The organism is Acetobacter sp. DsW_059 (genome assembly GCF_002153695.1).
Taxonomy (GTDB): domain Bacteria; phylum Pseudomonadota; class Alphaproteobacteria; order Acetobacterales; family Acetobacteraceae; genus Acetobacter; species Acetobacter thailandicus.
This window is the reverse complement of sequence record NZ_JOPI01000064.1, coordinates 1-4784: the sequence shown is the minus strand read 5'-3', so window position 1 is coordinate 4784 and position 4784 is coordinate 1. Positions and strand designations below refer to the sequence as shown.

The 4784-nt window shown below is 47.8% G+C and carries 4 protein-coding genes and 1 pseudogene; 4 read left to right on the top strand and 1 reads right to left on the bottom strand.

Annotated elements, in window-relative coordinates:
* Positions 1-163: 163 nt before the first annotated feature.
* Positions 164-307 carry a transposase gene (locus HK25_RS12850; RefSeq protein WP_143296000.1) on the bottom strand — a complete coding sequence of 48 codons (144 nt, stop codon included), beginning with the start codon at positions 305-307 and terminating at the stop codon, positions 164-166.
* A 62-nt stretch (positions 308-369) separates the two neighbouring features.
* On the opposite strand from HK25_RS12850, the pseudogene HK25_RS13420 reads away from it, so the two are divergent.
* From HK25_RS13420 to HK25_RS11575, 4 genes and pseudogenes are all read left to right on the top strand, one after another.
* Positions 370-717 (top strand): annotated as a pseudogene (locus tag HK25_RS13420) (transposase); the annotation flags it as partial.
* Positions 718-1135: 418 nt separating this feature from the next.
* Positions 1136-1390, top strand: coding sequence for a DUF2946 family protein (locus HK25_RS13570; protein ID WP_369824748.1), 255 nt, complete (start codon positions 1136-1138; stop codon positions 1388-1390).
* A 119-nt stretch (positions 1391-1509) separates the two neighbouring features.
* On the top strand, positions 1510-3699 hold the full coding sequence (locus HK25_RS11580) for a TonB-dependent siderophore receptor (RefSeq protein ID WP_086636317.1): 2190 nt from the start codon (positions 1510-1512) through the stop codon (positions 3697-3699).
* Positions 3699-4628 (top strand): DJ-1/PfpI family protein, encoded by a 930-nt coding sequence (locus tag HK25_RS11575; protein WP_198945980.1) that lies wholly within the window; start codon positions 3699-3701, stop codon positions 4626-4628. Before HK25_RS11580 ends, HK25_RS11575 begins: the two co-directional genes overlap by 1 nt.
* Positions 4629-4784 lie beyond the last annotated feature (156 nt).

Genomic DNA, 4784 nt, shown 5'->3' with positions numbered 1-4784 from the left:
GATAGCGAGCAATAAAGGCAAACCTCACGACCTTTGGCTCGCGAAGAACTGTGTCGCCTTTTTTAACAGCTCCCTCTCCTCCCGCAGCAGAAGGTTCTCACGGCGTAATCTCTCATTCTCACGCAATAGCGCCGTATGATCTGTTGTGTCAGCGACTACAATATCAAGCTTGCGCATCACGGATCCATTTCTTCAACGTCGAGGAGCCGATACCCAGATCCTGGGCAATACGCTCACGCGACAGACCGCTGCTCAGAGCTAAACGCACCGCCTCGTGCCTGAACTCAGCTTTATAAACTCGTCCCATTCCACGTCTCCTTCATGACCATCTTCGGCCTTAAAGGTCCGGAACTAAACCGTGACACGTCCAATCCGGTGGAGATCGATATCACACCGGGGCAGGATGCAGATATCAGCCAGGCAGAACCGATGCTCGAAAACATCGATCCGGATGCTTTCCTCGCAGACAAAGCTTATGATGCAGACAGGCTCATCGACAAACTGACATAGCGCGGTATTATCCCTGTTATCCAGCATAAACGCAACAGGATGACACGACGGGAAACCGACTTCACTCTTTACAGGGAGCGTAACCTTGCCGAGAAGTTCTTCAATAAACTCAAACAGTTCCGCGCGATCGCAACGCGCTACGACAAGATGAAATCAACGTTCCTCGCAGCCGTGCAGTTCGCTTCATTTACCATCCTGCTTAACTGACGACACGCCGTAGTAGAACGAAGCTTTATGAGAGCGGCTGATTTACCTCCAAATTAAAAAGATACATAAAGTCTTATTCAATGCCTCACTAAAAATAGAGAAAATTACCTTTGTTTTGATCTCCAGATATGAGGCTTAAAATACTCAAATGACGCGCACAAGCCCGATATAAATTTATTGACACTACGAGACAATAGTTCTTTATGAAACCAGTTATATATTGGAATTATTAATAATTTTGACCGCTCTCGAAACTCGATACAAACACAAGACAACACCTCTCGCAATTCTTGTGAGGGTGCTGGTTCTTGTTGGGTTTTTAGGACAACTTTTCATTCAAGGTTTTTCCCTGCCTGACGAAACGCCACGGACCGCAATTGAGCGGCTAACAGGCATTGATATCAGTCCTCAGCGCAGCATGAGCCATGATATGACAATGATAGATATGCCTATGAGCATGTCAGATCATCACCATGATACACATCATCGCGACAAAAGCTGTCCTCTTTGCACGTTACTGGAACTTGTCGCTGTTATTCTGATAAACCTATCCACATTGCCCACTTATACTGTGTATCGATATCAACAGGAAATGCGGGCGCATCCTCCCAGAGCGCCACCATCCGTTTTCACGGGCCTGCCTCCATCGCGCGGTCCCCCTTTGTTTTCCTGAGCCCTTCGTCAGCTTCTGGTTTGTGTCGTCTCATCCTACACGCCACTTTTATGCGTGTTTGGGAGTGTTTCTGCACGCTCCGATGCTGAGTCTTTCTCAGTTCAGGATTACCTTTAATCATGTATAGCAAAACCCATGGCACTCATGGAGTGCCAGCGTGCCGTTTTGTCGCGCGCATTGTCATGCTGTCTTATGGTTTGACCGCCACACCTGTGTGGGCGCAGAGCAGCACAGACAAAACATCATCTGCACAGACTAGCTTATCACCTCAGAAAGAAAAAAAGACAGAGCTCGCGTCCCAGTCACAAAGCTTTGTGATCGTTAATGGAACACGGCAACCTGCCGAGAATTATCTTGCTCAGACCAGTAGTTCAGCTCTAAAAATTCCTGTTTCCATCCAGAAAACACCAGCATCAGTACAGGTCATCACTCATGCTGTCATACAGGATCGGGGTGCTCTCAGCATTAATCAGGCCATCGAGACAGTCAGCGGTGTTGAACGTAATCTGACTTTCCCTAATTCTCTGACTTTCCGTGTGCGTGGGTTTGTGGACGCCTCGACAACCTTACGCGATGGTTTTAGAGAACAGACCGGAACCCAAGATATTCAGGGCGTTGACAACATTGAAGTCCTCAAAGGTCCCGCATCGGTGTTATACGGTGGTTCAACCTCTTCAGGCGGTACCGTCAACGTCACGACAAAGCGAGCCATTGCAAACCATAACTTTCTGAATGCCGGATTATCAGGTGGAAGTTTTGGATTATTCCGTGGAACCGCAGACGGTAATCGTGATCTATCAGGAGATGGAAAAATTGTAGGGCGTATCAATTTCGCCTATCAACATGATGATACATTCCGAAACTTCGGTTACAATGAAACAACCTATGTTGCTCCCACTGTTCAGTGGACTCCCTCTCTTCATGATAAGATTGATTTCTTCGCGTCTTGGCAGCTTTCAAACTATACTTGGGGCGCATCTCAAACCCCTTTAATCCGAAAAGCTCTGGCCCTCCCCCTCTCCTATAACTTCGATAATCGGACTCTTGGAGTCTCGCATCAGAACTCCTGGCGTTTAGGATACAACTGGGTACATAAATTTTCTGATTCATTCCGATTTCGATCAGGCTTTGCAAGCTCAATCAATAACTATAATTTCGGTACGGATCGTATGAGCACCTTTGCTCTCTCAACGAACGGACGAACCCTGAGCCGAGGAATATCCAGCGGCCCTCAGATGGGTAAAGATTTTGATCTCCAAAATGAACTTTCAGGCACTTTTCATACTGGCCCATTGAAGCATGACTGGCTGGTCGGCAGTGAACTTTATCAGACAGATTATAGCGCCAAGACCTATGCTGCGTCCCTACCCGCACTTGTTCTTACAGACCCCGTTTATACGGGATTACCAGGACTTGCACGGTTACGCTCCAATATTTCAACACAGGCAGAAGCCGCCTCTGTGTATTTTCAGGATTACATCTCCCTTTTTAATCGCTTCTATTTCCTTGGGGGCGGTCGCTATGACGCAACGACAACATCTTCTCTCAATAAAATAAAAGAAATCAACACCTCTGTCTCTGCAAACAAATTCTCTCCTCGACTTGGTATTCTCTACACCGCTGGCAAAACAACTTCTCTTTATTTCAACTGGTCAACGAGCTTTATCCCCACATCGACTTCTTCCTTTAATGGGACTCCCCTTTCACCCGGAAGGTCTCGCCAGATTGAAGCAGGCATCAAACAACAACTGTTTCATGAGCACATTCAGGCGACAGTCGCGGTATATGATATTCGTCGCTCAAATGTTGCCACGACAGACCCTGCTCATCCGCTTTATTCCATTGCTGTTGGCCAGCAGCGTAGCCGAGGAATAGAAGCTGATGTGGCTGGGGAGATTTTACCGGGGTGGAAGGCCGTTCTCAGTTACGCTTACACTTTTGCAAATGTAACCCGTGACAACAAATATCCTATCGGTAGTGTTCTTGCTGGCGTCGCCAAACATACCGGAAACGTCTGGACAACATATGAGTTTGCCGACGGAACAGTTTTGCATGGTTTAGGCTTAGGACTGGGTATCAGAGCCGCCACCCGACGGGAAGCAACACTTCCCAATTCGTTCTACCTTCCTGGCTATTTCCGGCTTGATTCTGCCTTATGGTATAAGTTTTCCTTACACGGACGACCAGTCAGGGCTCAGCTCAACATGACGAACCTGACCAATGCCCGCATTTATGACACAAATGGAACATTTTCCATGCGTGCGGAAGCGCCACGTTCGGCTTTGGGTTCACTTCAGGTGGCATTCTGATGACGAAATCCAACAGCTCTCTTGAGGGCGGCTCGTGCGCCGTTTTTGCTCAAATTAAACCCTCTTACAAAGAAACAATCATGCCAAATTTACTACCAGGCGCTTCTGCTTTACCCGGTCTTAAACGACGTGCCTTTGCTACTCTTGTCATGGCCTCCATAGTCTCAGAACGTGCCCAAGCAGCAACAACCAGTTCTGAGAAAGAGCATCTGGAGCATATGCAAGGTATGAAATTCGCTGGCCCTCCAATTAAAATTGCCATGCTTGTTTACCCCAATATGGTTCTTCAGGACCTTGTCGGTCCACAAACAATTTTTAAAATTCTAGGTGCTGAAATTCATCTGGTTGGCATGACTATGACGCCAGTCTCAACCGATGTTGGTATTCCTGTTCCCCCAACAGACACACCAGCAACATGTCCACAGGAACTGGATGTATTGTTTGTACCGGGCGGTCTAATGGGAACAATTGCCTGCATGAACGATCCCAACGTCCTTGCTTTCTTGACAAGTCGTGCACCACACTCTCGCTTTATTACAAGCGTTTGCACAGGTAGCCTTATTCTCGCCGCAGCAGGGCTATTGGAGGGATACAAAGCTACATCCCATTGGGGTGTTGTTGATTTACTGCCGTTAATGGGGGCCATTGAAAGCCACGAACGCGTTGTGCAAGATCGCAATAGGATTACAGGAGGCGGTGTGACTGCTGGCCTTGATTTTGGGCTTACTCTCGCAGCGCAATTACGCGGGCAGGCCGCAGCAGAACATATTCAACTCATTATCCAGTATGCACCCAAGCCCCCGTTTCATCATGGCGACCCATCGGAAATTCCGGAAGCCCAAATGGCACTTGAACGTAGTCATAGAGCATGGATGGACGAGAAAGCATTGCAGGCCGTACAAACAGCCTCAAAACGATTAAAGCTATAAGAGGCGTGTCTATCCCGGTCACTCTCACTTCCACACCCCTCGAGGCAGAGAAATTTCTAAAATGATCGTGCATTCTGCATTTAAGCACAAACAGCCTAGGCTCAGGACTTGTCTTATGAAATCCGGGTCGTTGTATGCGACAAAGGCAGTAGTCAG